This window comes from Paenibacillus sp. 10L310, from assembly GCF_056395745.1.
The window spans coordinates 62,723-89,258 of sequence record NZ_JBFTKC010000002.1 but is presented as its reverse complement, the minus strand read 5'-3'; the positions used below and the strand labels follow the sequence as shown (position 1 = coordinate 89,258).

21 protein-coding genes are annotated in these 26,536 nt (G+C 43.8%); 18 read left to right on the top strand and 3 right to left on the bottom strand.

The features are described 5' to 3' along the window. The 3 genes from nfsA to AC1DE7_RS05995 all read left to right on the top strand — a co-directional run bounded on the left by nfsA (window position 1) and on the right by AC1DE7_RS05995 (window position 3,910). Window positions 1-741 carry an oxygen-insensitive NADPH nitroreductase gene (nfsA, locus tag AC1DE7_RS06005; protein WP_477533934.1) on the top strand — a complete coding sequence of 247 codons (741 nt, stop codon included), beginning with the start codon at window positions 1-3 and terminating at the stop codon, window positions 739-741. A gap of 138 nt (window positions 742-879) precedes the next feature. Continuing rightward, window positions 880-1,305, top strand: a complete 426-nt coding sequence (locus AC1DE7_RS06000) for a MarR family winged helix-turn-helix transcriptional regulator (RefSeq protein ID WP_477533933.1) — start codon at window positions 880-882, stop codon at window positions 1,303-1,305. Between the two features lie 286 nt (window positions 1,306-1,591). Further along, window positions 1,592-3,910 carry a glycoside hydrolase family 95 protein gene (locus tag AC1DE7_RS05995; protein WP_477533932.1) on the top strand — a complete coding sequence of 773 codons (2,319 nt, stop codon included), beginning with the start codon at window positions 1,592-1,594 and terminating at the stop codon, window positions 3,908-3,910. 118 nt (window positions 3,911-4,028) lie between these two features. On the opposite strand, the gene AC1DE7_RS05990 is transcribed toward AC1DE7_RS05995, so the two are convergent. Next, window positions 4,029-4,880, bottom strand: coding sequence for a helix-turn-helix domain-containing protein (locus AC1DE7_RS05990; protein ID WP_477533931.1), 852 nt, complete (start codon window positions 4,878-4,880; stop codon window positions 4,029-4,031). 159 nt (window positions 4,881-5,039) lie between these two features. Here AC1DE7_RS05990 and AC1DE7_RS05985 point away from each other — a divergent pair, with 159 nt between their 5' ends. The 9 genes from AC1DE7_RS05985 to AC1DE7_RS05945 all read left to right on the top strand — a co-directional run bounded on the left by AC1DE7_RS05985 (window position 5,040) and on the right by AC1DE7_RS05945 (window position 18,492). Next, on the top strand, window positions 5,040-6,776 hold the full coding sequence (locus AC1DE7_RS05985) for a hypothetical protein (RefSeq protein ID WP_477533930.1): 1,737 nt from the start codon (window positions 5,040-5,042) through the stop codon (window positions 6,774-6,776). Window positions 6,777-6,791: 15 nt separating this feature from the next. Beyond that, on the top strand, window positions 6,792-7,022 hold the full coding sequence (locus AC1DE7_RS05980; RefSeq protein ID WP_477533929.1) for a hypothetical protein: 231 nt from the start codon (window positions 6,792-6,794) through the stop codon (window positions 7,020-7,022). A 101-nt stretch (window positions 7,023-7,123) separates the two neighbouring features. Next, complete coding sequence (locus tag AC1DE7_RS05975) at window positions 7,124-8,710, top strand: response regulator transcription factor (protein WP_477533928.1); 1,587 nt, start codon at window positions 7,124-7,126, stop codon at window positions 8,708-8,710. A 5-nt stretch (window positions 8,711-8,715) separates the two neighbouring features. Further along, entirely contained in the window at window positions 8,716-10,431 is a 1,716-nt protein-coding gene (locus tag AC1DE7_RS05970) for a sensor histidine kinase (RefSeq protein ID WP_477533927.1), read from the top strand. A gap of 121 nt (window positions 10,432-10,552) precedes the next feature. Further along, the gene (locus AC1DE7_RS05965; protein WP_282321415.1) at window positions 10,553-12,214 is read left to right on the top strand and encodes an ABC transporter substrate-binding protein; all 1,662 of its coding nucleotides are present in this window, start codon (window positions 10,553-10,555) and stop codon (window positions 12,212-12,214) included. Between the two features lie 42 nt (window positions 12,215-12,256). Then, window positions 12,257-13,933 carry an ABC transporter substrate-binding protein gene (locus AC1DE7_RS05960; protein ID WP_477533926.1) on the top strand — a complete coding sequence of 559 codons (1,677 nt, stop codon included), beginning with the start codon at window positions 12,257-12,259 and terminating at the stop codon, window positions 13,931-13,933. A gap of 321 nt (window positions 13,934-14,254) precedes the next feature. Continuing rightward, entirely contained in the window at window positions 14,255-15,196 is a 942-nt protein-coding gene (locus AC1DE7_RS05955; protein ID WP_477534170.1) for an ABC transporter permease, read from the top strand. Between the two features lie 15 nt (window positions 15,197-15,211). Then, complete coding sequence (locus AC1DE7_RS05950) at window positions 15,212-16,132, top strand: carbohydrate ABC transporter permease (RefSeq protein ID WP_036615816.1); 921 nt, start codon at window positions 15,212-15,214, stop codon at window positions 16,130-16,132. Between the two features lie 98 nt (window positions 16,133-16,230). After that, window positions 16,231-18,492, top strand: coding sequence for a glycoside hydrolase family 3 N-terminal domain-containing protein (locus AC1DE7_RS05945; protein ID WP_477533925.1), 2,262 nt, complete (start codon window positions 16,231-16,233; stop codon window positions 18,490-18,492). Window positions 18,493-18,582: 90 nt separating this feature from the next. On the opposite strand, the gene AC1DE7_RS05940 is transcribed toward AC1DE7_RS05945, so the two are convergent. Continuing rightward, complete coding sequence (locus AC1DE7_RS05940; protein WP_477533924.1) at window positions 18,583-19,203, bottom strand: TetR/AcrR family transcriptional regulator; 621 nt, start codon at window positions 19,201-19,203, stop codon at window positions 18,583-18,585. A 16-nt stretch (window positions 19,204-19,219) separates the two neighbouring features. Further along, complete coding sequence (locus AC1DE7_RS05935; RefSeq protein ID WP_477533923.1) at window positions 19,220-20,422, bottom strand: MFS transporter; 1,203 nt, start codon at window positions 20,420-20,422, stop codon at window positions 19,220-19,222. Between the two features lie 136 nt (window positions 20,423-20,558). Here AC1DE7_RS05935 and AC1DE7_RS05930 point away from each other — a divergent pair, with 136 nt between their 5' ends. The 6 genes from AC1DE7_RS05930 to AC1DE7_RS05905 all read left to right on the top strand — a co-directional run bounded on the left by AC1DE7_RS05930 (window position 20,559) and on the right by AC1DE7_RS05905 (window position 26,417). Further along, entirely contained in the window at window positions 20,559-20,978 is a 420-nt protein-coding gene (locus AC1DE7_RS05930; protein WP_405159325.1) for a DUF3237 domain-containing protein, read from the top strand. Between the two features lie 240 nt (window positions 20,979-21,218). After that, window positions 21,219-22,802 (top strand): histidine-type phosphatase, encoded by a 1,584-nt coding sequence (locus tag AC1DE7_RS05925; protein ID WP_477533922.1) that lies wholly within the window; start codon window positions 21,219-21,221, stop codon window positions 22,800-22,802. A 185-nt stretch (window positions 22,803-22,987) separates the two neighbouring features. Then, the gene (locus AC1DE7_RS05920) at window positions 22,988-23,479 is read left to right on the top strand and encodes an RNA polymerase sigma factor (protein ID WP_036615805.1); all 492 of its coding nucleotides are present in this window, start codon (window positions 22,988-22,990) and stop codon (window positions 23,477-23,479) included. Next, window positions 23,479-24,453, top strand: a complete 975-nt coding sequence (locus AC1DE7_RS05915; RefSeq protein ID WP_477533921.1) for a hypothetical protein — start codon at window positions 23,479-23,481, stop codon at window positions 24,451-24,453. The genes AC1DE7_RS05920 and AC1DE7_RS05915 overlap by 1 nt, the downstream gene beginning before the upstream one ends. A 198-nt stretch (window positions 24,454-24,651) precedes the next feature. Next, the gene (locus AC1DE7_RS05910; RefSeq protein ID WP_477533920.1) at window positions 24,652-25,407 is read left to right on the top strand and encodes a carboxymuconolactone decarboxylase family protein; all 756 of its coding nucleotides are present in this window, start codon (window positions 24,652-24,654) and stop codon (window positions 25,405-25,407) included. Window positions 25,408-25,535: 128 nt separating this feature from the next. Beyond that, window positions 25,536-26,417, top strand: a complete 882-nt coding sequence (locus tag AC1DE7_RS05905) for a LysR family transcriptional regulator (RefSeq protein ID WP_477533919.1) — start codon at window positions 25,536-25,538, stop codon at window positions 26,415-26,417. Window positions 26,418-26,536 lie beyond the last annotated feature (119 nt).

Sequence of the window (26,536 nt, the reverse complement as noted above, 5' to 3'; positions counted from 1 at the left end):
ATGAATAACACACTTGAATTGCTTCATAACCATACATCGTTTCGTTCTTACACATCTCAACCCCTAACTGAGGAACAAATAGATGCAATATTTCAGGCAGCAAATCAAACTTCATCGTTCAGTCTTCTACAGGCGGTATCCATTATACGCATCACAGATCCAGTACTTCGAAAAAAACTCAGACATCTGTGTGTCGATCAACCCTATATTGAAGAAGCGGCCGAATTCTGGATCTTCTGTGCAGATTTCAACCGAAATCATGAAATCGCTCCGGATGTGGATATTGAATATATTGAATTTCTGTTGATTGGTTCTTTCGATGCTGGCCTGATGGCACAAAATGCGTTAACCGCGGCTGAATCGCTGGGACTTGGCGGAGTGTTCATTGGTGCGGTCAGAGCTAATATTAGCGAACTATCTGTTGTATTGAATTTACCTAAATATGTTATCCCTCTGGTGGGGTTATGTATCGGTAATCCAGCTGGAGATAAGCCGGAACTGAAACCTCGACTCCCTCAATCCATGGTATTGCTTGATAATCAATACCAACCAATGGATCAAGAGAAATTAGCAATCTATGATGAGACCATGCTGAAGTATTATGAAAATCGTCCGACGAGAGCCCCTTTCACCGTAAAAAAAGTAAAAGGATGGAGTGACCATATCCAGGATCACCTCGAGAGAAGTATTCAACCGCAAATGATGGCCTATTTGAACAAGCAAGGTTTTGCCAAAAAATAAGGACTAAACCAATCTTTCGGGTGAAACTTAGATAGGAAAAGGCCCTTAAAGACGACACTAAGGTGAATTGACACCTGTATATCTCCATGATACATTTAGTCTGCTAAATATAATTCGAATGTTAGGGAGGGATCGTTCATGACAGATACAGTAGATTGTGAAATTCGACAGTCTTTAGATCGAATTTCCTCCCAAATGCGTCGAAATTATAGTGAATCTCTTCGGGAACTTAATCTCTATGTAGGACAAGATAATCTGTTGTATCGGCTGTGGCTGGGTGATGGGGTAACCCAGATGCAACTAAGTGAACATATGAAATGCGAACCACCAACGGTTACAAACATGGTCAAATCACTGGAGCAGAACGGATTTATATATCGCAAGCGTGATGTACAGGATGCAAGGAACATGCGTATCTTTCTAACCGATAAGGGCAAAGAATTAGAAAAACCAGTTGAGCATAAATGGAGAGAGCAACAAGAGAAACTACTTCAATCCATTTCTTCGGAAGATCGGCTGATATTGAGGCAATTCATGCAACAAATGGAGCGAAATATTTTATAACTTATGCCAAGCTTCACGTAAGCTAACTAAATGAACGAAACAGAGCCGCTATTATAGCGGCTTTTTTTATTGCCAATAGCTAAACTTCCCTGTCCAGAACAAAGAATTTGTACTGTCAGTTTCGGAATTCACGATTACACCTCTAATGTTGGGATAAGATTGTGATAATTCAAGTTAATTTTGTTCATTTAGATGCTTAAGAGATTACAGTACACTGAAAGAACATACAAACGGAACACACTAAACATGAAAATGTGAGGAATTATAATTCGTTGGAGGTTTTAACGTGAAGACCAAAAATATCTGGTTTAATCAACCTGCTGGGACATGGGAAGAGGCATTGCCTATCGGAAATGGAACTCTTGGAGGCATGATTTTTGGGAAAACACAGATCGAGAGAATTCAGCTTAATGAAGATAGTCTGTGGTATGGTGGTCCGATGCAGCGGAATAATCCTCAAGCACTTGAATCTTTATCTCAGATCAGAAACCTGATTTTTGACGGTAAGATTAGGGAAGCAGAAGAACTCGCAGCAGATACTCTGGTAGGTGTTCCTGACGGGCAAAGACATTATGAGCCATTAGGGGACTTCTATATCGCTATGGATCACAGTGAACATGAACCAAATGGATATCAAAGACATCTCGATCTGGAACAAGGCAAGGTAAACGTGCATTATACCGCAGATCAATCCATTTACAGCCGTGATTATTTTGCTAGCTACCCGGATCAAGTGCTCGTTGTTCATCTCAAATCAAGCGTGCCTGGAAAGTTATCTTTCTCCACTGTTTTTGGCAGGGGAGCTGTTCTGGAATCAACATCCTATTCAGATATTCTTAAGCATCCTGTTGGTTTCCAATCCTATCTGGACCGGATCGAGAAGCGTGGAACGAATAACTTGATCATTCGGGGAAGAAGTGGGGGAGAAGAAGGAATCCGATTTTGTTGTGCGATTCGCCTTATATCTGAAGGGGGGCAGGTTCATTATTCAAGCGGTCAGCTTTCTCTGAAGAATGGTGATTCAGCGACTATTCTAATCACGGCTTGCACGGATTTCCGAGTACCTAAGGAACAACTCGAAGTGGAGTGCCTCCGCAGGATTGATACTGCTTCCGCAAAACCATATAGCGAACTGCTAGCCGATCATGTCTCGGACTATCAATCCTTATTCGAAAAGATGGATATACATCTCGAAGATGAAAATAAAGATGTGATATGTTCCGAACTTCCAATCGATCAGCGCATTGAGCGGCTTAGAGCTGGTCAGCACGATCCGGAACTGCTGAGTCTATACTTTCAATTTGGTCGCTATTTGCTTATCTCAAGCAGTCGTCCAGGTTCTTTACCGGCAAACCTTCAAGGGATATGGAATAAAGACATGCTTCCTGTATGGGACAGCAAATATACGATTAATATTAATACACAGATGAACTACTGGCCTGCAGAAAGCTGCAATCTGTCTGAATGTCACGTTCCATTGTTTGATTTTATAGATCGACTGCAAGTCCGGGGAAAGGAAACCGCTAGAACCATGTATGGTTGCAAGGGATTCGTTGCTCATCACAACTCGGATATCTGGGCAGACGCTGCTCCGCAGGATGTATGCATGACATCGACGTTTTGGACTATGGGAGGAGCATGGCTTTCATTACATCTATGGGACCACTATGAATACAATAAGGATGTTCAATTTCTCAAAAAAGTTTACTCCACGATGAAAGATGCGGCTATCTTTATTCTGGATTATCTAATCGAGGATCCTTCCGGCAATTGGGTGATATGTCCTTCGTCCTCACCGGAAAATCGCTATATATTAGATAATGGAGAGTCGGGGGCTTTATGTTTTGGTGCTTCAATGGATAATCAGATTATTAGAGAACTCTTCACGCGTTGCATTGAAAGTACCCGAATATTGCAAGAAGATCAGGAATTTGGAGAAGTACTCCGTGGTGCTTTAACCAAAATACCGGAGACCTCCATTGGCAAACATGGCCAGATCCAAGAATGGAGTAACGATTATGATGAATTGGAACCTGGCCACAGACATATTTCCCATTTATTCGCTTTGCATCCTGGAACGCAAATTACGTTGCAATCAACGCCTGACCTGGCCAAGGCAGCTCGTGTAACACTCGACAGAAGACTGGAACACGGTGGTGGACACACAGGATGGAGCAGGGCGTGGATTCTCAACATGTGGGCACGATTAGAGGAGTCGGAACTTGCACACGATAACGTCGTGGAACTTCTACGTTCCTCCACGTTACCCAATCTGTTTTGTGACCATCCTCCATTTCAAATTGATGGGAACTTTGGAGGTACTGCAGGGATAGCAGAGATGCTTCTCCAGAGCCATAACGAAGTAATCAGATTGTTACCTGCTTTACCAGCAGCGTGGCCAAAAGGATATATTCGTGGTATTCGGGCTCGTGGCGGATTTGAAATAGATCTGGAATGGGAAAATGGTAATCTGTTAAATGCCAGAATTCGCTCTATTGCAGAATCAAGAGTAACCGTATCCTATCTGGACCAAAAGATAGAATTAAACTTTCCTGGCCCCAATACTATGATTGAATTAAAAGGGGATAAATGGAATAATAAATAAGATCTTACCGATTACCTGAGCGAATGTCGGCTAACAAAATTGCCGTGCGAATTCGCTCTTTTTCTTTGTCGAGATATGATATAGGCAAAAGTTGGCGTGTTTTTGCTCAATATAATGTTTAAAGAAGACTTCCATATTTAACAAATTTACCAGGTGAAGTGCCGACCATCTTCGTGAAGCTGCGAATAAAATTGGCATAATCTCCAAAACCGGATTGATAACAGGCCTCTGTAATACTTAAACCTTCGATTAAATAAGATTTCGACAGCTCTATACGACGACTAAGAATGTATGCTCGAATCGTGAGTCCGGTATGTTTTTTGAATTGTCGACTGATATAGCTGCTATTCGTGAACATAACCTCTGACAATTGTTTGAGCGTCAGTTGCCTCGTCAGATTACATTCAATGTAATCCATCGTGTTTCGAACTAGTTCAGGCATAATATTCGTTGCAACAAAATCCGTATTTTGAAAAGTTAGATTCGTTAGAAGGAGTAGCTGTGTAATCAACATATTCCTCAGAATATCCGCTCCATAGTCACTTGATGAGAGACACTGTTCAAGCTCGCCAGCTAATTGCAGCACTCGTTGAAGCTCGTGCTCTTCAAGATGTACGATATTACCCTTACCCTTGGGACGGTAGTCGAAACATGCGGATAAGTTGGTGGTTGACGTAGACAAGCGGTTCAGATATGACTTTTTCAGATTTATGGTAATTCTCTCATATTCGTTTTTGTCCAAGGCAAAGGAACGGTGCATCTCCTCCGGGCTAAGAACGAGCAGATCGCCACGTTGCAAATGGTAACAATGGTTCTCAATATAGAAGTTTACATTGCCACGAAGAAACAAGTAGAGTTCATATGCATTATGTCGATGATAAAACGTTCCCATATTATACGTGGTGGTGCGATGAAGGTACAACAGCTCATTCTGGATTGGATCAAACAGGTATTCTGAAGTCTCATTCATATCAGATATATGACCTCCTTGTCGTTTCGCGCAATAAATATAGCCGTTTGTGCAATGAAATTGCAGACGTGAACCTATAAAATGTAACCATCCTAGCATGATGGATACATAATTGCAAGCGTTTCCACTCAGGTGTGTACAATGCGATTGGAGGAAAAGATGGATCTGATTTTCACGGCTAGAAGTAGAGCGCAGGACAACGTAGAGTACACGGCATTGAATAAGCATGCTCTCAAGGCTGACGTAAAAGTAAAAAGCGGGAACGGCAGTGCAGAAGACCCATGGCAAGCCGACATTCAGATTTACAACGAGGGGCAGAATGCCTGGGCAGGGGTTATTCATGTGGAAATGCCGCTGGACAAAAAGAATCCGAGATTTTTTTTGCCTGCATTTATGTATGGGCGCAACCGGGGCGAAGCACCTCAGAATGTTCCAAATGAGTTCCCCAGACTAAGGGAGGGCAGTCCTTCTCGTCCTTCATCACCCTGGTGGATGGTAAGAAGTGATCGTCTGTCTCATCCAGCTGCACTTATCTATGATGAAGGTCGGATTGTTGGTCTAAGCGCAAGTCCCTACTGGATCAATACAGGAAACCAGAAGCAACAATGGTATCCAGGAATGGAAGGAAACTTTGTGCAATATGGGGGATTCACATGTTCTATTGAAAAGGGTACGGTCGGATATACGTTGGGATATGAGAATGCTCCATTGTTATTTATCAAATCCAGACTTGTCCACGAGCGAGCTGCCCTTGGAGAAAACTGTTTTGAACTTGCGGCAGGTGAATCGGTCAGGCTCACACTTGAACTATATAACTACGAGTCTGAATCAGAACTGGGCATCAATCCAGCACTGGAAACAATCTATAAGAGATATCACGAAAAACCAAGAGAAGGAAGTGACATTCAGACAACGGTAACGGATTTGTCCAATGCCATCTATGAGTATGCCTGGCTTCCGGAGGATCGTCATTATTCTACATTTGTATATGAAGATGCTGCTAAAACCAGTAGCTACCGATACAACAAAATTATCTCAATCAGTTGGACAAATGGTATGACCATAGCTGTACCAATGCTTATGGCCGCACTGCGCCTGAATAATGAGCCCATGCGACAGCAGGCGTTATCCTGTATTACCAATATTATCGAGAATGCCATGAATCCCGAATCCGGACTTCCGTATGACGCTTATCAGGATGGGATCTGGAGTGTTAAAGGCTGGTGGTTCGACGGCATGCGTACCCCAGGACATTCCTCTTACCTTGTAGCTCAAGCGATGTTCTACATTCTGAAAAGTTACGATTATGAGAAGCGCATTCGAAATGTGAGACACGATGATTGGCTTTCTTACGTCAAACAAATACTTGATCGTCTGGAGTGCACGAAAAATACGGATGGAGAATATCCCACCATTTTGTCAGAGCGGACCGGAGCAGGTCTTGAATATGATGCTTTTAGTGGAGTCTGGTGTCTTGCTGCCAAGGCATATCACTGTTGGTTAACCCATGATGAATCTTCTCTGGAAGAGCTCAGACGCAGTGAAGCCCACTATTACAACACCTATGTGCAACACATGGAATGTTACGGCGCTCCACTGGATGCGGACAAGGCAGTGGATTCGGAAGGCATTTTGGCTTACATCAAAGCTGTTCGGTTTCTGCACGCGTTGACCGGTGACGAGCTATATCTAGATCACATGAGAGATGCGATCAGTTATGAATTCAGCTTCAAATTTTGTTACAACTCACCTATTAAGATTCCTCCACTCAGTACATTAGGCTGGTCCAGTTCCGGGGGAAGTGTTACTTCAGTAGCTAATCCGCATATTCACCCCATGTCCAGCAATCTAGTGGATGAGCTGTTGTATTATGTTGGACAGCGGGAAGAGAATTAGGTTCGTCAACGTATGATGGACACCATCGGGTGGGGTTGTCAGACCTATAATCGTTATGATCAAGAATTCGGCTATGGCAAAAAAGGATGGATGTCTGAACGCTTCTGTCATTCGGAAGGACTGGTCACTGAAAAATATGCGGATGGTACGCCAGCCAGCACCTGGTTTTGCCTGATGCCATGGGCTAGTGGATCGATCATTGAAGGCCTCGTTGGCGACTATTGGGATTATGCACGACATGAATGAATTTATTATGCAATAACTACAACAGTCACCATATTAGATTCCGCCGATAGGGAGACACGCTACCGGCGGTTTATTTTCGTTGGAGGAAAGGGGACACACGGATGTTAAAAGTATTACTGGTAGATGACGAGATGTATATACGAAAGGGGCTGTATGAACTCATAAATTGGATGGATCTTAATATGGAGATTATCGGAGAGGCAGAGAACGGTGTAGAGGCATTAAATCTGATTGAAAGCCTGCAACCAGACGTGATTATTACAGATATCCGTATGCCAATCCTGGATGGACTGGAACTGATACGTGCCGTAGAGAAAATACCACATCTGGAACCTGTGTTCATTATCATCAGTGGTTATCATGACTTCAAATATGCACAGCAGGCAATCAGGTACGGTGTTCATGACTATATCCTGAAGCCTATTGATGATGAAGAACTGACGGCGACGTTGCAGAAGTCAGCTAATCTGATTTGCAATAAAAGAAAACATATTCTTTGGACTGAGGGACAGGCCAGTAACATCATGCTGGAGGATGTGATCAAAGGCCATGTACAGAAGGAGGATGAACATCGATATGCCGAGATGCTTGGCATCAATCGTAACTCCAGTCTGCTCATAACTTTGATTGAACTTCAGACCGGATTAGATGCAATTAAAATTACGATTGAACAGCTACGTGAAGCAGTACATTCTCTGGAGAGTAATTTATGTAAAATGTTCATCAGTGAGCAACAACGCGGCACGTTTGCTTTATTACTGTTGTGGCCTGATCATCATCAAGGAGACTCGGCGTTACAGGATAACCTGCATAATATTCATATAACACTGAGCAAAAGGTTCAACCTGGATATCGGTCTTTACGCAGGAACACTTGTCAAAGAAATTGGTGATGTCACACAATCCCTTATGGCGGCTGAAGAAGCAGCCAAGCATAAATATGMTGAAACTGGTGGTGTCGTACGTTATACGGAAATCAAGGACAAACCACTGTTTGTTTTCAATGTATACCAGGACGAGGTGGATCAATTAATTCTGAGCCTGGAAGAGGGGAATAGGTCAGCTTACCACAAGATTGTAGAAGAGAAATTCAAATTGTTTCATATGAATCGATTTTCTTCTCAGGCTGTATCGGGTTCTCTTTTGCGTTATATAACGGGTATTCTCGCTGTGGTCCACGAAATGGGTGGTAATGATGAAGGGTTGCAACAACTGAAGGAGCTGGCACAACAAAGTCATGAAGGTTGGAATTTACGACTATTGAAAGATGCTTTTCTCATCGCGCTGGAGGAAGCCGAGGATTATGTCTCTCATCTGCGGATGGAACGATCCAAAGGGGATATCAGCAAGATCAAACGATATATTGATGCAAATTATACCGAGAACATCAATCTCAAAAGTATTGCTGCGCTCTTCTATATGAATCCCGTTTATCTTGGGCGATTATTCCGCAAAAGCTACAATCAATATTTCAATGACTATCTGCTCAACCTGCGGATTCATGAAGCGAAGAAGTTATTGCGCCAGACGGATCTGAGAATGTACGAGGTTGCTGCACGTGTAGGATTTCAGAATGCGGATTATTTTGTAACCCAGTTTGAGAAACTGGTTAAGTTATCGCCTACAGAGTATCGCAATCTCCTTATGGGAAATGAGCAGCGAGGTGCACAATGCCAAGATGGAACCTGAATTACATGAAGCTTCGAGATAAGCTACTGCTTATGTATGTCTTATCTGTATTTATTCCCATCGTTGTTACCAATGTGGTGTTTTACAATGTCACATCCGCCAATATTCGTAGTCAGAAAACTCGTGATGCAGGCATGGCCTTGAACAATCTGAAGAACGACCTGCGAGTAACCATTGATCAGGGCGTCGGCCTCTCTTATTCGTTATATACTGACCCTGTATTCAATGACACCATCTCCCGTTCATTTCAAAGTCATTTTGAGTATATTGACGCTTATAATTCCTATCTAAAAGGGCAATTCTCCGGTCAAATGAATCAGGGAATTCGCTGGTATCAAGTGTATACCGATAATTCTACCATTTTATCTTCCGGTTATATTGATCGTTTAACTGACGATGTCCGCAACTCGGACTGGTACGTTCAATTTCAGGCATACTCCGCCCCTTATCCGGCATTGATCTCATCGGATCAGATGTTAAGTCTGGTTCAAAGGCTCGACAATCTGGACACTGGGGGGAGAGAGCAGTTACTTAAAATTGACCTGAATATGGATATGATCAAGCAGTATTTCCACAACAGCGGATTTGATGGAAAAGTGTATCTTCTTGATCCGGGGGGACACATCCAATTTTCAAATGATCCTACAGCAGAAGAAGCTCAGATAGGGAAACGTTACAGCGAGATCCAGTTTCCGAACAAAATGATTCCCTTTGAACTTACGTATACAGGTATTAACTATCTGGAAGGGTGGTCCCTGCATGGAGTGATGGATGAAGAAATTGTGTTGAAGGAGGTGCGAAAGTCCCGTTCTTTCGTCGTATGGCTGGCTTGCATTAATTTTGTCCTGCCTTCTATTATCATCGCGGCGATGTCCAGATCCATCCATGTCAGGCTGGTGCGTATTCTAAAACATATGAAAAAAGTAAAAACACAGAATTTCCAGACGATTCCGCCTGAAGATGCAAGAGATGAAATAGGTCAACTCACGATGGAATTTAATCGAATGACCGAGACGATCCATAACCTGATTCATGAGGTATATCTCGCCGACATCCAAAAGAAAGACCTGGAGTTGAAGCAGCAGGAAGCACAACTTCATGCGCTCCATAGTCAGATCAACCCACATTTTTTGTTTAATACGCTGGAGTCGGTACGTATGCGGAGCCTCATCAAAGGTGAGAAAGAGACTGCCAAAATCGTGCATAATATGGCCAAGATGTTCCGCAAGTCGATTAGTTGGAATCAGAATGATGTGACAGTGAAGGAAGAATTGGAACTCATCGAGAGTTTTTTGCAAATTCAAAAATACCGCTTTGGAGAAAAACTCCAATATACCATTGAGGCAGATCCTGCGGTACTGATGTACCGAATCCCCAAGATGGTTATCCTTCCCTTTGTTGAGAATGCAAGTATTCATGGAATTGAGTCATCTCCGGGAGTAGGCATCATTCAACTCTTCGTTTCAATGGAAAATGACCAGCTCCATATCAGACTAACGGATAACGGTATAGGGATGTCACAAGCAAAATTGGAAGAGTTGTTAAGTTACCTGGATCAAAACACCGATATGGGAGAGCATGTTGGCATGAAAAATGCGTATAGTCGCTTAAAACTTTGTTATAAAAATGACTTTACATTCGACATCCAGACATGGGAAGGAGAAGGTACGCATATCCAAATTAAGCTCCCACTTGATCCATCAGCCATGCCAGGCGACTAAATACGAGGGATATACTTTTCAAAGTAGGAGGTACACTTTCATGGGTAACTTTGAAAGCGCTATCTTGATATATTGAGAAGGCTTAAAGACACAAACAATACTTTAAGGGGGCATTTGCTACATGTTTAGAAAAAAAAACATTATAACAGGTCTGGCCATTTTACTGGCTGTAACCCTGGCAGGTTGTAATAAAGCCAGCCCGGAAGCCTCCTATCCTGACAGTAATGACAACACCCCGGTCACCTTTAAATATTTCACGTTTGGCGGTGGCAAGAAGGACATTCTGGCAAGCAGCACGACCATTGGCAAGAAGCTACAGGAACAAACAGGCGTTGACTGGAAGATGGAATATCTGGTCGGTGACGGTGCAACCAAGGCAGGTGTAATGATTGCGAGTGGGGATTACCCCGACATCATCGACTCCAGTGGTGAAATGGCCAAATTGATGGATGCAGGATCTTTTATCCCGCTGGATGAACTGATCGATCAATACGGGCCTAACATCAAGCGGGTATACGGGTCTTATATGGACAAATTCAGACAGGAGGATGGAAAGATATACTTCTTGCCATACACTGCCAACATCGGTTATGTGTCAGAGCCTAATTTTCAGACCGGCTTTTATATTCAGCGTGCTGTGTTAAAAGAGTTTAACTATCCCAAGATCAAAACGCTGGACGAATATTTTGACTTGATTGAGCAATACAAGCAAAAGCATCCGCAGATCGATGGAAAAGAAACCATCGGCTTCGCCACACTTGCTGGTGAATCGGGCAGCTTTTTCACCCTGCTAAATCCGGCTATGCATCTGGCAGGTTATCCAAACGATGGCAGTGTGATGGTGGATATGCAGAGTCATGAAGCCAAACTGGTAGCCGGATCTGATTATCAGAAACAATGGATTCAGAAGCTGAACGAGGTTAACGCACAGGGGATGTTTGATCCAGAATCCTTCACAATGAACCAGGATCAGTATCTCGCCAAGTTGACGTCCGGTCGGGTGCTGGGATATTTCAGTTACTCCTGGCAAGTTGGAGATGCAACGAACAACCTCAAGAAGGCTGGTATTGACGATAAACGATACGTATCTCTCCCGATCGTATTTGATGACAGTGTCAAAGACCAGTATGTGGACCCGCCAGGTTTTGTGAACAACTACGGTGTCGGAATTACCGTAAATGCTAAAGATCCCGTGCGAATTATTAAATATTTTGATAATTTGCTCAAGGAAGAAAACCAGATTCTGGTTCAATGGGGTGTTGAGAACGAGACGTATAGTGTGAATGATGAGGGTCGCTTTTACTTTGAAAATGATGACCAACGCAAGGCACATGAAGATCCAGAATTAAGTCGTAAATTCGGCTTTGACTATTTTAATTACAGCTGGCCTCGTTACGGGAATAACTCCGTGCTGGAGGATGGCAACGCCTATGGACCGGGCAACCAACCAGAAGTGGCTACCTTTAGTTACACGGACGGTGACAAGCTGTTGTTAGAGAAATATGGTGTGGAGACATTCACAGAACTATTCAGCACACCGGATGAGCGTCCTTGGTCTCCTGCTTGGTCTATTGCACTGGAGCAGGGCTCTCCTGAACAGATTTTTATCACCAAGGCAGAAGACCTCCAGAAGAAATATTTACCCAAAATGATTATGGATTCGCCTTCCACTTTCGAGAACACATGGAATGAATATATGAGTCAATTGAATCAACTCGACAAGAAAACATACGAAGCTACGATAACACAGGCAGTTAAGGATCGTGTAGCTGGCAAATGGTGAGTGTAATCCACGAGAGAAAACACGGAACGGAGGAATATTCACATGTTAAAACCAAAATTTAGAACAGCGGGTTTAGCTGTATTACTAACAGCTTTGCTGGCTGGGTGCAGTCAAAACAGTTCGTCATCAGCGCCTTCAGCCACAGGTGATGATGAGAACGGTCCAGTCACGTTCTCGTATTACATGTTCTCTCCAGGCAAGAAGGATGTTCTGGCAAGCGAAACTACCATCGGTAAAGCGTTGCAAGAGCAGACGGGTGTGGACTGGAAGATGGAATATCTGGTAGGTGATAGTGCTACAAAAGCCGGTGTCATGATTGCCAGTGGAGACTATCCTGATGTCATTAGCTCCAGTGGTGAGATGTCCAAGTTACTGGATGCAGGTGCCTATATTCCGCTGGATGATCTGATTGAGGAATACGGTCCTAATATCAAAAGGGTGTATGGACCATATTTCGATAAAATGAAAAATGCCGAAGACGGTAAAATCTATGCCCTGCCTTATACGGCTAATCAGGGTGAGTATTCAGGTAGTCCAAATGTGGGCGGAGGAGCTTTCTGGATTCAACGATCTGTGCTCAAAGAGTTTGATTATCCCAAGATCACTACACTGGATGAATATTTTGATCTAATTCAGGATTATAAGGAAAAACATCCAACTGTCGACGGTGCAGACACAATCGGATTTGTGTCACTTGCAGGTGTGGCTAATAACTTCTTCACACTGCAAAATCCAGCGATGCATCTTGCCGGTTATCCGAACGATGGCAGTGTCATGGTCGACATGACTACCCATGAGGCAAAAGTTGTCGCCGGAACAGATGCCCAGAAAAAATGGATTCAGAAGTTGAATGAAATCAATGCTCAAGGCATGCTTGATCCGGAATCCTTTACGATGAACAAAGACCAGTACTTGGCCAAGCTGACTTCGGGTCGTGTGTTAGGATACTTCAATTATGGCTGGCAGATTGGGGATGCATCGAAAAACTTGCTCTCTGCAGGCATTGATGAGAAGCGCTACGCTCCACTTCCGATTGTGTTTGATGAAGGAATCAAGGATCAGTATGTGGATCCTCCCGGCTTTGTCAACAACTATGCAACAGGTATCTCGGTGAATGCCAAAGACCCTGTTCGTATCATCAAATATTTCGATAATTTGCTGAAGGAAGAGAATCAGGTTCTGGTGCAATGGGGAATCAAGGATGAGACGTACAGTGTGGATGAAAAGGGCCGATTCTATTATGCAAATGAAGATCAACGCAAGGCTCATGATGATCTGGAGCTCAGCCGTAAATTCGGGTTCACCTACTTTGGGACAGACTGGCCGAAATATGGCGGTGAATCTACACTAACCGATGGTAACGCTTATAGCCCTGGCAACCAGCCGGAAGTGGCCGCTGCATCTTACACCGAGGGAGATAAGAAATTCCTTGAAGCCTACGGTATCCAAACCTTTAGTGAATTGTTTAACAAACCGGAAGAGCGGCCTTGGTTCCCGGCATGGTCCATCGCATTGGAGCAAGGATCACCTGAACAGATCTTCACGACCAAATCGGATGATTTGCAACGTAAATACTTGCCGGAGATGATCTTGGGAGCGCCATCGAATTTTGATAAGCTGTGGGATGCCTATATGGCTGAATTGAACAAATTGGACAAAGCTGGTTATGAAGCGACCATTACCAAAGTTGTGAAGGATCGTGTTGCAGGAAAATGGTAATACGAACACTTTAAGTGCGTGTTCAATAAGACCGGTTTTCAGTACCAAGAAGATGGGATGAAGCTAGAAATGGAGTAGCGGAGCGTAGGGAAAACTACGTGAGCAACGGACATTTCGGCTGAATTCCATATTCGATGCTGATGATGCCGCAAGGCGTCTTTCGTAATCAAAAGCGGACTTTTTGAACAACCTCTTTAAAACAAACTGTTACATGCGCAGGAGAAGACGAAAGAGCATAAACTCCGGCTTCTCCTCGCATGAATAACAGCACAGGAAAGGAGCAGGTTCACCGTGGAGAAACCTAATGTCTCCCTTAACTCGATGCCTCCAGCCTCGAGTCCGAAAAGAACCAGAGCACACTCGTTCTTTAAGCGACTTGTGCAGCAACGAACGCTTGCCTGGATGTGTATTCCTTTTGTCATCTGGGCTTTTATCTTCAAGTACCTGCCGTTATGGGGATGGACCATGGCTTTTCAGAATTTCAAACCGGCAAGGTCCTTCTCGGATCAACAATGGGTAGGTTGGCAACATTTTAGTACGTTATTTGAAGACAATACCTTCTACCGGGTGTTGCGAAATACACTTGTCATGAGTTCCATTAAACTGGTGTTGGGATTTGTGACAGCAATTACGCTGGCTCTCTTGTTGAATGAGCTGAAAAATGTCATATTTAAACGTTTTGTGCAAACCGTCAGTTATCTGCCTCACTTTATCTCGTGGGTTGTTGCTTCCAGCATTGTATTAACAGTCCTGTCACCAGACGGAATTATCAATCTGCTGCTGATGAAGCTTCACCTGATTGACAGTCCGGTACTATGGATGGGGAAAGGAGAATACTTCTGGGGTATTCTGGGGGCAACTGAGGTCTGGAAAGATGTCGGTTGGAACACCATTATCTATCTGGCAGCAATTACGGCAATTGATCCGGCGCAATATGAGGCTGCCGAGATTGATGGAGCCAGTCGCTTCAAACGGATGTTATATATCACCCTGCCTGGCTTGAAACCGGTTATTGTGATCTTGTTGATCATGAACATGGGAAGTATTCTTGAATCCGGATTCGAACCGCAATATCTGCTGGGTAACGGGATGAATATGGACTATTCGGAGAATCTGGACATCTTTGTACTCAAATATGGATTAGGGATGGGGAACTTTTCCTTAGGTACAGCAGCTGGCATATTCAAAACGGTGGTCAGCTTCATCTTCCTTTTCTCAGCGAACTATATAGCGAAAAAAATGGGAGAGAGCAGACTATTCTAAAAGGAGGCCTATGCCATGCGTAAAGGAAACACATCCCGCTTGCGGAATAGCAGCACCGGGGATCGAGCGTTTGACACTTTTAACATCATCTTCATGGTATGTCTGATGATTGTGACGATCTATCCCTTTGTTAATATGATTGCCGTATCTTTCAATAATGCAAATGATGCCATTCGGGGTGGAATATATCTATGGCCTCGTGTATGGACACTGGACAACTACAAATACATTTTTGGCGAATCCGATATTTATCACGCAACTCTGATCTCGGCGCTGCGTACGATCATTGGAACCGTGGTGTCCGTCTTCTGTACAGCCATGCTCGCGTATACGGTTAGTCGTCAGGAATTTGTGCTTCGCAAGTTTGTTACGATGTTTTTTGTATTCACCATGTATTTCAGCGGGGGGTTGATCCCCGGTTATCTGCTGATTCGAGACCTTGGATTGATCGGTTCCTTCTGGGTATATATCATTCCGGGTGTAATCGGTGTCTTCAATATGATCGTCATCCGTTCATTTATTGAGGGTCTTCCTGAAGGCATTCTGGAGTCAGCCCGTATTGACGGGGCAGGGGAGTTCACGACATTTATCCGCGTTGTCCTGCCGCTAACGATTCCCGCAATGGCAACCGTATCACTCTTTGTAGCTGTGGGACAATGGAATTCCTGGTTCGATGTATTCCTGTACAACTCTTCCAATAAAGAATTAAGCACATTGCAGTATGAGTTGATGAAGATTCTGCAAACTTCGACAACCTCAGCGACTTCATCAGCAAGTGATGCTTATCAGTCTGCCGAAAGCAATGCAACGGCGGTCACACCAACCTCGATTCGAGCGACCATGACCATTATTGCAAGTGTTCCTATTCTGATGGTGTATCCGTTCTTACAGAAATACTTTGTCCAGGGTATGACGATTGGTGGCGTGAAGGGATAGTCATGACCTGAATATAATTTCATTGAACTTATGAAAACGCAACAAACTATACCGTAGTAACGTCTATTCATCCATAGAATACAACAGGAGTGAAACAAATGCATGTAAAATGGATGACGATTATTGGTGCCGTTGTTGGCTCTATGCTTATAGGGGTGGGAACGGCAGCTGCGGAAGAAACGTTTGTTGATCTAAAGTATTCAAAGTGGGCAGAGGATGGCATCACGTATATGGCGAAACGGGGAACAGTAGCCGGATACGGCAATGGGACCTTCAAGCCAGAGGCACTTGTGACAAGGGCACAAGCTGTCACTTTTATGGTGCGCGAGCTCTATTCAGATCAGCTTCAAAGAGCAGTGGAAGGCACAACTTATTCCGATGTTCCAACTACACATCCTTTCCATCGAGAAATCATGATAGCTGCTAAAAATGGACTTGCAAGTGGTTTTCCTAACGGAACTTTCCGTCCGGACGCACCACTTAGCCGCGCAGAGACTGCGGCCTTCCTTACACGGGCATATGCACTCGTGGAAGGTAAGAACGCCGCAAAATGGACAGACACGGACAGGCATTGGGCAGCAGCACCCATTCTTATTATGAGTTCAAACGGCTTGGTCGGCGGTTATTCAGATGCCACCTTCCGTCCGAATCAAGCTGTCACGCGTGCTGAATATGCCGTATTTATGGCGAGAGTAATTCGCTTCGAACGTGAAGCGGCCATTCGGACACAAGATTGGGACAAACTGATATCCTATATGACGGTAAGCGAGCAAGTTGGTCAGATGCTTATGCCCGACATTAGGCAATGGAATGGTAAAGCGACAACGACCGTTAATGAGGGGCTGAAACGCACGATCCATGATCAGGACTTGGGCGGACTTATTCTTTTTGATAAAAATATTGTAGACGTGACGCAGCTTACAACGTTCACACATGATATACAAAGAGAAGCAGGTGACATTCCTCTATTTCTTGGCATCGACCAAGAAGGAGGCGTTATTAAGCGAATACCAGGCGGTACGAACCTGCCAGGTCAAATGGCGCTTGGCGCAACTGGAGATGCAACACTAGCCGAAGCAGCTGGTCAGCTGACAGGGGAGGAGCTGAAGGCACTGGGATTGCAGATTAATTTTGCGCCAGTGCTGGACATCAACAGCAATCCAGATAACCCCATCATTGGTATACGGTCGTTTGGCTCGGAGGCGGATTTGGTGACACGGCTTGGTCTGGCAACAATAAAAGGGCTACAGCAATCAGGGGTGATGGCGGCAGTTAAGCATTTTCCGGGACATGGAGATACAACGGTAGATTCCCATCTTGGTATGCCTGTGCTTGCCCATAACCGAGAACGGCTTGATGCGGTAGAATTAAAACCGTTTCGGGCTGCAATCAAAAATGGTGTAGAGATGATTATGACCGCACATATTGCTTTCCCTGCCATAGACAACGAACAAGTCATTTCTCTCAAAGACGGTGAACGTGTGCCGATTCCTGCCACCTTATCGAAAAAGGTACTGACAGGACTGCTTCGCGGAGAGCTGGGATACAAAGGTCTCATTGTGTCGGATGCCTTTACCATGAATGCAATTGCAGAGCATTTTGGGGAGAATCAATCGGTAGAACGAGCCGTTTCCGCAGGGATTGATATCATCCTTATGCCAAAAAATTCAGCAGCGGCCCATCAAACGCTGGTAAACGCGGTGAACAATGGAACGATCAAGGATGAAACCATACATGCATCTGTGAAACGAATCTTGGAGATGAAAGCGAAATATGGTTTATTTGAACGCAGTCAAACTCTTGCGCAAAAGCTAACTCAGCTTAACGGTATCATCGGATCGAAGGCGCACCGAGCAGTGGAGCAGACAATCGCAGAGCGAGCGGTCACTGTACTCAGCAGTCGCGAAGGTGTGCTTCCTGATCCAATTCGGCAAGGCGACCGGGTTGTTATTGTCGCAGCCGAGCAGGAACAGGCGAAACAGCTTGAGAAACAACTGTTGCAAGCCGCTAATAACCTGTCGTTAAAGACTGAAATATCACTTGTTGGACAAGGCAACATGAATGAAACGCTCCAGGCGATTGGCAAAGCCAATTATGTCATTCTTGCTTCTTACCAATTCCGCAATGTGGCCAGCCAGTTCGGGTGGAGTGATTATCAAACCTTGATTAATGCAATGAACAAGAGTAATCAGCGATACACGCTGTTGTCTCTTGGTAACCCTTACGAAACGATCTATTTGCAGAACGTGCGCTCAGGAATTGCTGTGTATGGAAAGCAGGAGCCAAATACGTCTGCCGGGATCAAAGTATTGCTTGGTCAACTGAAAGCTGGAGGACAATTACCCGTACTAACAGATTAACGCTTAATTAATGAAGAAAAAACGGATTCCAGCATACGGAATCCGTTTTTTATTTCAAATTTTTGTTTTATCGATCCATCTACCCTGCCATCACTCGGGTATTTCTTCGCTACAAACAAAATGGAGCAGCATCTTCACAAATTGCTCCGTCATCCGCATATCCAATGAATTATCATGAGCACCACGAATAGTTACCATGCGCTGGAGCATGCCCATCATCGTTGTGAAGATAAACTGAGCCAGATCCAGCGGAGGGGACGGATTCTTAATACTGCCGTCAACAACACCTTGGGATAAAGCGTCCATCAGGAAATGATTTTCTTTCCCGTTCTGGTTGAACTTATCATACTCTTCTCTTAATTCAGGGCTAAAATCATACATCTCATAGTTGATATCAAACAATTGAATAAACCGGATGTAGTCTGGATGATTCTCGGCATAAACAACCCATGCATTCAACATAACCGTGAGTTGTTCCCGCCCGTTTAAGTCCTTCGTTGAAGCACGGCTAACCTCATCCGTTAAATGTTCGATCAGTTGCATCTGAATGGCTAGAAGAAGTTCATCCATTGACTGGAAATGTTTATAAAAGGTCACTCTACTAAGTTCAGCTTTCGTACATACATCCCTAATCTTCACCTGGAGCAATCCATATTTCAAAAAAAGCTCCTTACCTGCTGCAATCAAATCATCACGATGTTTATTTCCCAATTGTTGATGCCAGTTTTCATTCACTTGTATACAATTGTCCTTTCTTCGAACGAAATACGTTCAAGGTCAGTCCGAGAGAAGCGAGTAGCATAATTGCACCAAAAATATACGGGAAGTTTATGTTTTTGTCAAACAATAGTCCTGCGATCAGCGGCCCAATCACCGTGCCGAGACTGGAAAATGTAGTATTCAGACCCGATGCATAACCTTGCCGATCTCCTGCATTTTTGGATATTAACGTGCTGACCGAAGGTCGTAAAAACGAATTAAAGGCAAAGAATAACGCAGAAGCGAACAACAGAAACACAAGGTTGACCTTAATTAACATTAACAATAAAGCTATGGGTGTGATTATTAAGGAGAGACGGATCAACTTAACTTCACCTATTCTCTGTACGAACCAATCCAAAAGCCAGATCTGCACAACGATACCGATAATCGCGCCCAAAGTAATAATGATGGAGATTGTTGCAGCGTCGAATCCGTATTTTTGCTCTGCGAAAAGCGCGAATACTGTCTCATAACTCATGAGACCAAAGGTCATGACAAGCAACACAATCAAGTATTTGAAATAGGGGACTTTAAAAGAACTCCAGATTTTCTTGCCCAAGTGATCTCCTTTTTGAAGACGGATGGAGACCGTTCTTTTCTCGGGGGGAAGTGTCTCAGGCAATAGCAGCGTCATCAGGGCCGCAATCAGTCCCAGACCCGCTGCGAAGAAATAGGGCATGCGAATGCCCATCTCGGCGATGAGACCGCCCAGACCAGGTCCGAGAACCATCCCCAAATTCATAGCTGCGCCGAAATAGCCCATACCTTTTGCACGTGTCTCTGGCGTTGTAATATCGGCGACATATGCGAGGTTGGCAGGAACCATTAAACCAAGACTGATTCCACCGATAAACCGTGCGACATAGAGGAACGGCAATGACGTCGACAGCGCAAATATGATATCTGAAATGACAGACAGAAACATACCCGCAATGATCAACTTTTTGCGTCCAAATCGATCAGACAGTTGTCCCCCGAGAGGGGAAAAGAAGAATTGAGCGGCACCGAAGGCTGCAACTAAAAATCCTGCTACTGTGCCTCCCGCATGAAAAAGCTTCAAATACTCCGGCAATATGGGGATGAGCATCCCTTGCCCCAATAAAGCAATAAACAGATTTAACATCAGAATGAACAGTGGAAAGCGAACTGATTTTGGTAATGTACTCATGTACGTCATTAACCCCTTCATTTACAACTTGTTAACCTTTACATTGTGTAAACCATTTTAAATGATTTAAAGGAAATATGTAAATCTTTTTTTAGTGAGTAGAGTTATAATTGAATTCATATGGAGGTGGGAACACGTGAAATTAGAGGAATTGTTTACGGTACATGTGAACATTGAGAAATCATTTGATTTACAGAATAGCGAAGATGATTCGGTTGTCATGATTACTTTTACAGGCAGCGTAACCGGAAAGTACTTTGAGGGAATTGTGTTGGGTGGAGGAGTAGATACGCAGATCATCGGGAAGAATGGTGGTCCGCATACGCTATCGGCAAGATACATGCTCCAAGGAACCGACAACGCAGGCCATTCCTGCAAAATTTATATCGAAAATAACGGAAATATTGATAAAACGCTGAAAACTGCTTTATTTCGTACTTCCCCCAAAATGATTACAGACAGCAAAGCCTTATCCTTCTTGAACCGTGAGGCACTTATTGGAGAAGGTCATCCGACGGAGTCAGGGATAGATATAAAAATATATAGGGCGCTATGATAGTGCGAGACATGTGATAACTATTTTGTTCATGTGTCTCGGAGCAAGATAGCCGGTTATGCAGATCGAGAGTCGCTAAGGAGCGGCTCTTTTTGTCGTATGAGACTTTACGTCAATATTTATATGTACTCTTTTACAATTAATTAACATAGGATGGATACGGCGCAGACACTTCACACCTATAGTATGATGAGCGAAAATAAACCCATATCAGGCGGAATAAGAAGAAAACTATTCATTATGATGATCAAAAAAATCGGGATTTCAGTAGCATCACTCGCCATCTTAACGTCTGTAAGTGTGTTTGACGCATATGGTGCAGGCTCCAAACGCATGATCGAAGTTTCTGAACAATCGGCTAATGTGGTTGTGAACGGACAAAGGGTGGAAGGCGAATCATTTCTCTACAATGGGGTCACTTATGTACCTGCAAGAGCGATTGGTGAAGCCTTGGGGCAAGAGGTAGACTGGGATAACAACACCCAATCGGTGTTTGTTGGACAAAAAATGGATGATCAGCAGCAGGGATACCGCGGTACCAAAACGCCATATCCTTTTAAGGAAACAAGTTATACAAAAGCTCCTATTGGATATGAACCCATATTTATTAACTACATAGGGAGACATGGTTCCAGACATCTATCCAGTTCCAAGTACGACAAGACGTTATTTGAACTGCTCGACATCGCTGAAATGGACGGGCAGATCACTAATCTGGGCAAAGAGCTGAAGAAGGAAATTGGCAATCTGATGAAGGTTGAAAAAGATCATTATGGATTGTTATCCACTACGGGTGGAGAAGAATTGAAAGGAATAGGGACCAGAGTTGGGCAGAATTTCAAAGAACTATTTACATCGGATAAAAAAGTGATTGCACAAGCGACCTTCAAAGATCGAACGCCGCAGAGCAGAGATCAGTTTATTGACGGGTTAAAGGAAAGCTTGGGAGATAACAAGGTAGACATTCTGGCTTCAGCTTTTGAAGAAGGGAAAGACCCCTATCTACGGCCCTACGACCTAGCGACAAAGTATAATGAGTACGTAGAAGATGGAGACTGGGTTAAGTTATACGAGGATTATGTCACACAGAGCACTGGAACGCGTTATGCAAAAGAGGTCCTTCTGCAATTTTTCTCTGATGACTTCTATCAACGGCTGAACGCTGGAGAGTTTGAACTGAAAGATGAGAAGGGAAAAGTGAAGCTCAGCAACCCAACCGAGGCTGCTTCTAATCTATATGAACTCTATATCATATCTTCGAATATAAAAGGAGAAGGTGACTTCGAATTCGGGCGGTATTTCACGGCTAATCAGTTGAAATGGTACGAAAGTATTGACAATATCAATGATTTCTATGAAAAAGGTCCATCTTTAACGTCAACGGATCTGCCGCAGAATATCATTGCACCTCTGGTCAAAGAGTTGATCGTGTCTACCGAACAGTCCATTCAGCAGAAAGACACGGCTGGTATATTTCGTTTTGCTCACGCAGAAACAATTATTCCACTATCTTCATTCCTGGATATCGCCGGAGCTAATGTGAGTATCGACAAACCGCAGGACGTGACCCAAAACTGGAATGGCTCGGTTATCTCACCAATGGGAGCAAATATTCAATGGATTCTGTATTCCAATGGTAAGGATGTTCTCGTGAAAATGCTTAGAAATGAAGAAGAGATCGCGTTCCCGATCGAAACAAAGACCTATCCGTACTATAAATGGGAAGATGTGAAGACATATTACCAAAACAAACTGCAGAAGGTAGGCGTAAGCTTGGACAGCAGTTTGGAAGACAACATTGAGCTTTTACAGAAGAAATTCTAATCGGTGAAACGATATGCATTTTATATGAAAATAAAGACGAAGATGAAGAAAGCAACTCCTCTCCATGGGGCTGCTTTCTTTTTTTGCATTTTGAATGAAATGGACCAGTAAAAAAATGCTAAAACAAAATGTGACCAAATGCCGTCCGTAAGAGTGTTAGAGGTATAAAGGAGGGCATACCAACCATGCAGCGATCAGTGCCCCAGCTGGGCGATCATGTGATGAAAGTCTATGAGACATACGCGGATACGCTGTTCCGGATTGCCATGGTGCACCTCGGCAGACGAGAAGACGCGGAGGAAGCCACTCAGGATACCTTCATCAAACTAATAGAAAAAGCCCCTACGTTCAACGATGCGGAGCATCAAAAAGCATGGTTGATTCGGGTCATCACCAATCATTGCAAATCCTTATTAGGCAGAGGCTGGCGCAAACGGGAGGTCAAGCTGGAGGGAGTCGATCCTCTTACAACAGACAACCCTGAAGATCACGCGCTGATCGAACTTGTGCTGTCACTGCCCGTCAAGTATAGATCGGTGGTTCATCTGTATTATTACGAAGATTATCCGATCCGAGAAATCAGCGAGATCCTGGAGATTAGCGAATCAGCAGTGAAAATGAGATTGAAACGAGGAAGACAGCTGTTAAAACTGGAGCTGGAAGGAGAGGAACTGTAATGAACGAAGAACAATTCAAACAAAACTACAAGAAAGCGGTGGATCATATGAAAACAAACGAGCAAATGAAAAAACGGGTAGAGCAATCCTTAAACACGCAACATCAGGGACCAAAACGTCAACGTAAACCACTATACATTGCAGCAAGTGTTGTTATCGCTGCTAGCATTGGATTGGCTGCGCCAAGTGTATGGCAACAATTCAATGGGCCGGCCGTACCAACACCACAGGTGGCAGCGGTGACTCCAGGCGCGTCGGTTGACCCGATCGTGATTCCGAAGATGGAGTTGCCGAGTTCACAGGGCAAAGGCGCGATGGCTGATATGATGCAACTGGTTGTATATGGAGGAAGCGTATATACACAGTCCCCAACATTGCTTGAAGGCGCCAATGCGCTCAGCCTGCGGGGGGATAAACTGGGTACCACCACTGGCGGCATTGATGAGCTGAGCGGCCAGGATAAATATACGGAGCTTGCTTCCAACATTGGCGAAGCTGACATCTATGCTGTTAATGGCTACGATAAGGACTTCCGCATCATGTCCTACACCGAGATCGATGGTCAGGTGTATGCTCAGTTATTCGACAAGAACAACGGGATCACCATTGGTACTGGTGCCGACCTGATCGGCAAGCTTCATATCGAAGGCAACATCGCCTCGGCGCAATGGGAGACGTTCGACAGCTGGAACAACGGATTGCAGCAACTTCAACCGTTAGCAGCGGATGAAGCACTGGACAGCTTTATCTCATCGCTAAATGCTGCCAAACCGATCGCAACGAGCCCGGAATTGGAAGAGAACCTCTACGGCAAGGAAGATCGCAAGATCATCTATCTCACACTGGAAGACAAAACGCAGGTCCCACTGGTTCTGTTTGGTGAAGAAGGTCTGGTTCGTTATGGTAATGTTCCGGCATTCCTGGAAGTGGAGAAAGGCGCGTTCCAATCATTCTGGGACAGCTTGGGCGAGTAAGGCGAAGACAGTAATATGGCTGCACCAAGAAGAGCGAACAGGGCACGCAAGTGCTTTGTTCGCTTTTCTCATCAACAAACAATCACTTGATAGGATTAGGCAATAAAATGATATGAATAGGATATGGATTCTTTCCTCTTTCAATGTAAAATGGGTACACCTAGTTTTAACTAAAAAGAAACAGGAGGTTAGATGAATATGAATCGAATCGAAAAGAGCCAGGAAACATATAAAAGGCTATTTGGCGAGGGAGTTCCAGCGGCATATGCTGCACATCCTGAATTTCAGGACATATTGAGTCGCTTCATATTTGGTGAAATTTTCGATCAAGGTGCCCTTGACGATAAGCAACGTGAGCTTATTACTTTGGTCGTACTGGCTACTAATCAAACGTTGCCACAGCTCAAAGCACATACTCGTGCAGCGCTAAATGTTGGGTTGACTCCAACGGAGATCCAAGAAGCAATCTATCAATGCGCACCTTATTTGGGATTCCCCAAAACCTTAAATGCCATATCGGAAATGAATGAAGTGTTCAAAGAGCGAAATGTTGCACTGCCTCTTGAAAGTCAGAAACGGGTTGAAGAAGATAATCGCTTTGACAAAGGACTTGGTATTCAAAAAGAGATTTTTGGCGATATTATTGAGAAAAACCGGGGAAATGCCCCGTCAAATCAGAAGCATATACAGGACTATCTTTCAGCATTTTGTTTTGGAGACTTCTATACCCGCGGAGGTCTGGATCTGAAAACACGAGAGCTCCTTACCCTTTGTATACTAAGTGCACTCGGAGGTGCGGATAGTCAAGTCAAAGCACACGTTCAGGGTAACATCAATGTTGGCAATTATAAAGAAACCATGATCACCGCTCTGACTCACTGCCTTCCCTACATGGGATTTCCTAGAACACTAAATGCTTTAGCCTGCGTTAATGAAATCATCCCAGAGAAATAATCTTCTTTATTTGAAGCAACAGACAGTTGATTATCCCAATCAACTGTCTTCTTCTGGTTAACAGAAAGGTATAGTAAAGAAATGAATGATTCAGTAGACACTTAAATGAACGTAAATCAGGAGGAATTATGGAGTTAAGAGTACTTCGATATTTTTTGACAGTAGCTCGAGTAGAAAATATCACACATGCTGCAACGATCTTACATGTGACACAGCCAACGTTAAGCAGACAGTTGGTTGATCTGGAAAAAAATTTAGAAACTCAATTGTTTATACGCGGGAAAAGTAAAATAACACTGACAGATGCAGGCATGCTTCTACGTCAAAGAGCAGAAGAAATTCTCACACTTGCGGATAAAACAGAGAAAGAGTTTAAAGATCAAAACAACCTGGTTGGAGGAACCATATCGATCGGGAGTGTTGAATCATTAACGTCCAATGTTATTTTACAATTATTAAAAGACTTTAATATGGAGTATCCGCAGGTTAAATATCACATCTATAGTGGAACGGGGGATGACATAAAGGAGCGAATCGATAAAGGACTGCTCGATGTGGGCATTTTGTTAGAGCCCATTCACATTGAGAAATACGATTTCATCAGACTGCCCCAGAAGGAACGCTGGGGAGTCCTTATGAAGACCTCATCACCTCTTGCCCAGAAAGAATATGTCACTTCAACCGATTTAGCCGGAGTGCCTCTGCTCATATCCAGCCGATCTGTCGTACAGAATGAGATTGCAAGCTGGTTTGCCGATGAGTATGCACATTTAAACTTTGTTGCGACCTATAATTTAATATCTAACATACTTAACCTCGTAGAGGAGGGGTTAGGGACGGCCATCTGTATTGAGGGTGCGCTTGCAATGAAGCAGTCTGACACATTATGCTTCAGACCTTTTCAACCGGAACTTCAGTTTCCAACAGTGATTGTCTGGAAAAAACATAAGGTATTCAGTCAAACGGAGGTACGTTTTTTGGAACATATCAGGCATGCCTTTCAGGCATAATAAAGTATGAATTATAGGTATTGGCTATAGCTGTTTATCAGATGATATTTTAAAGGTGTAATGAATGCAGCCTTTATGTATTTCAGATAAATAGCTTTTTTTATTGCAAAGAGAAGTTA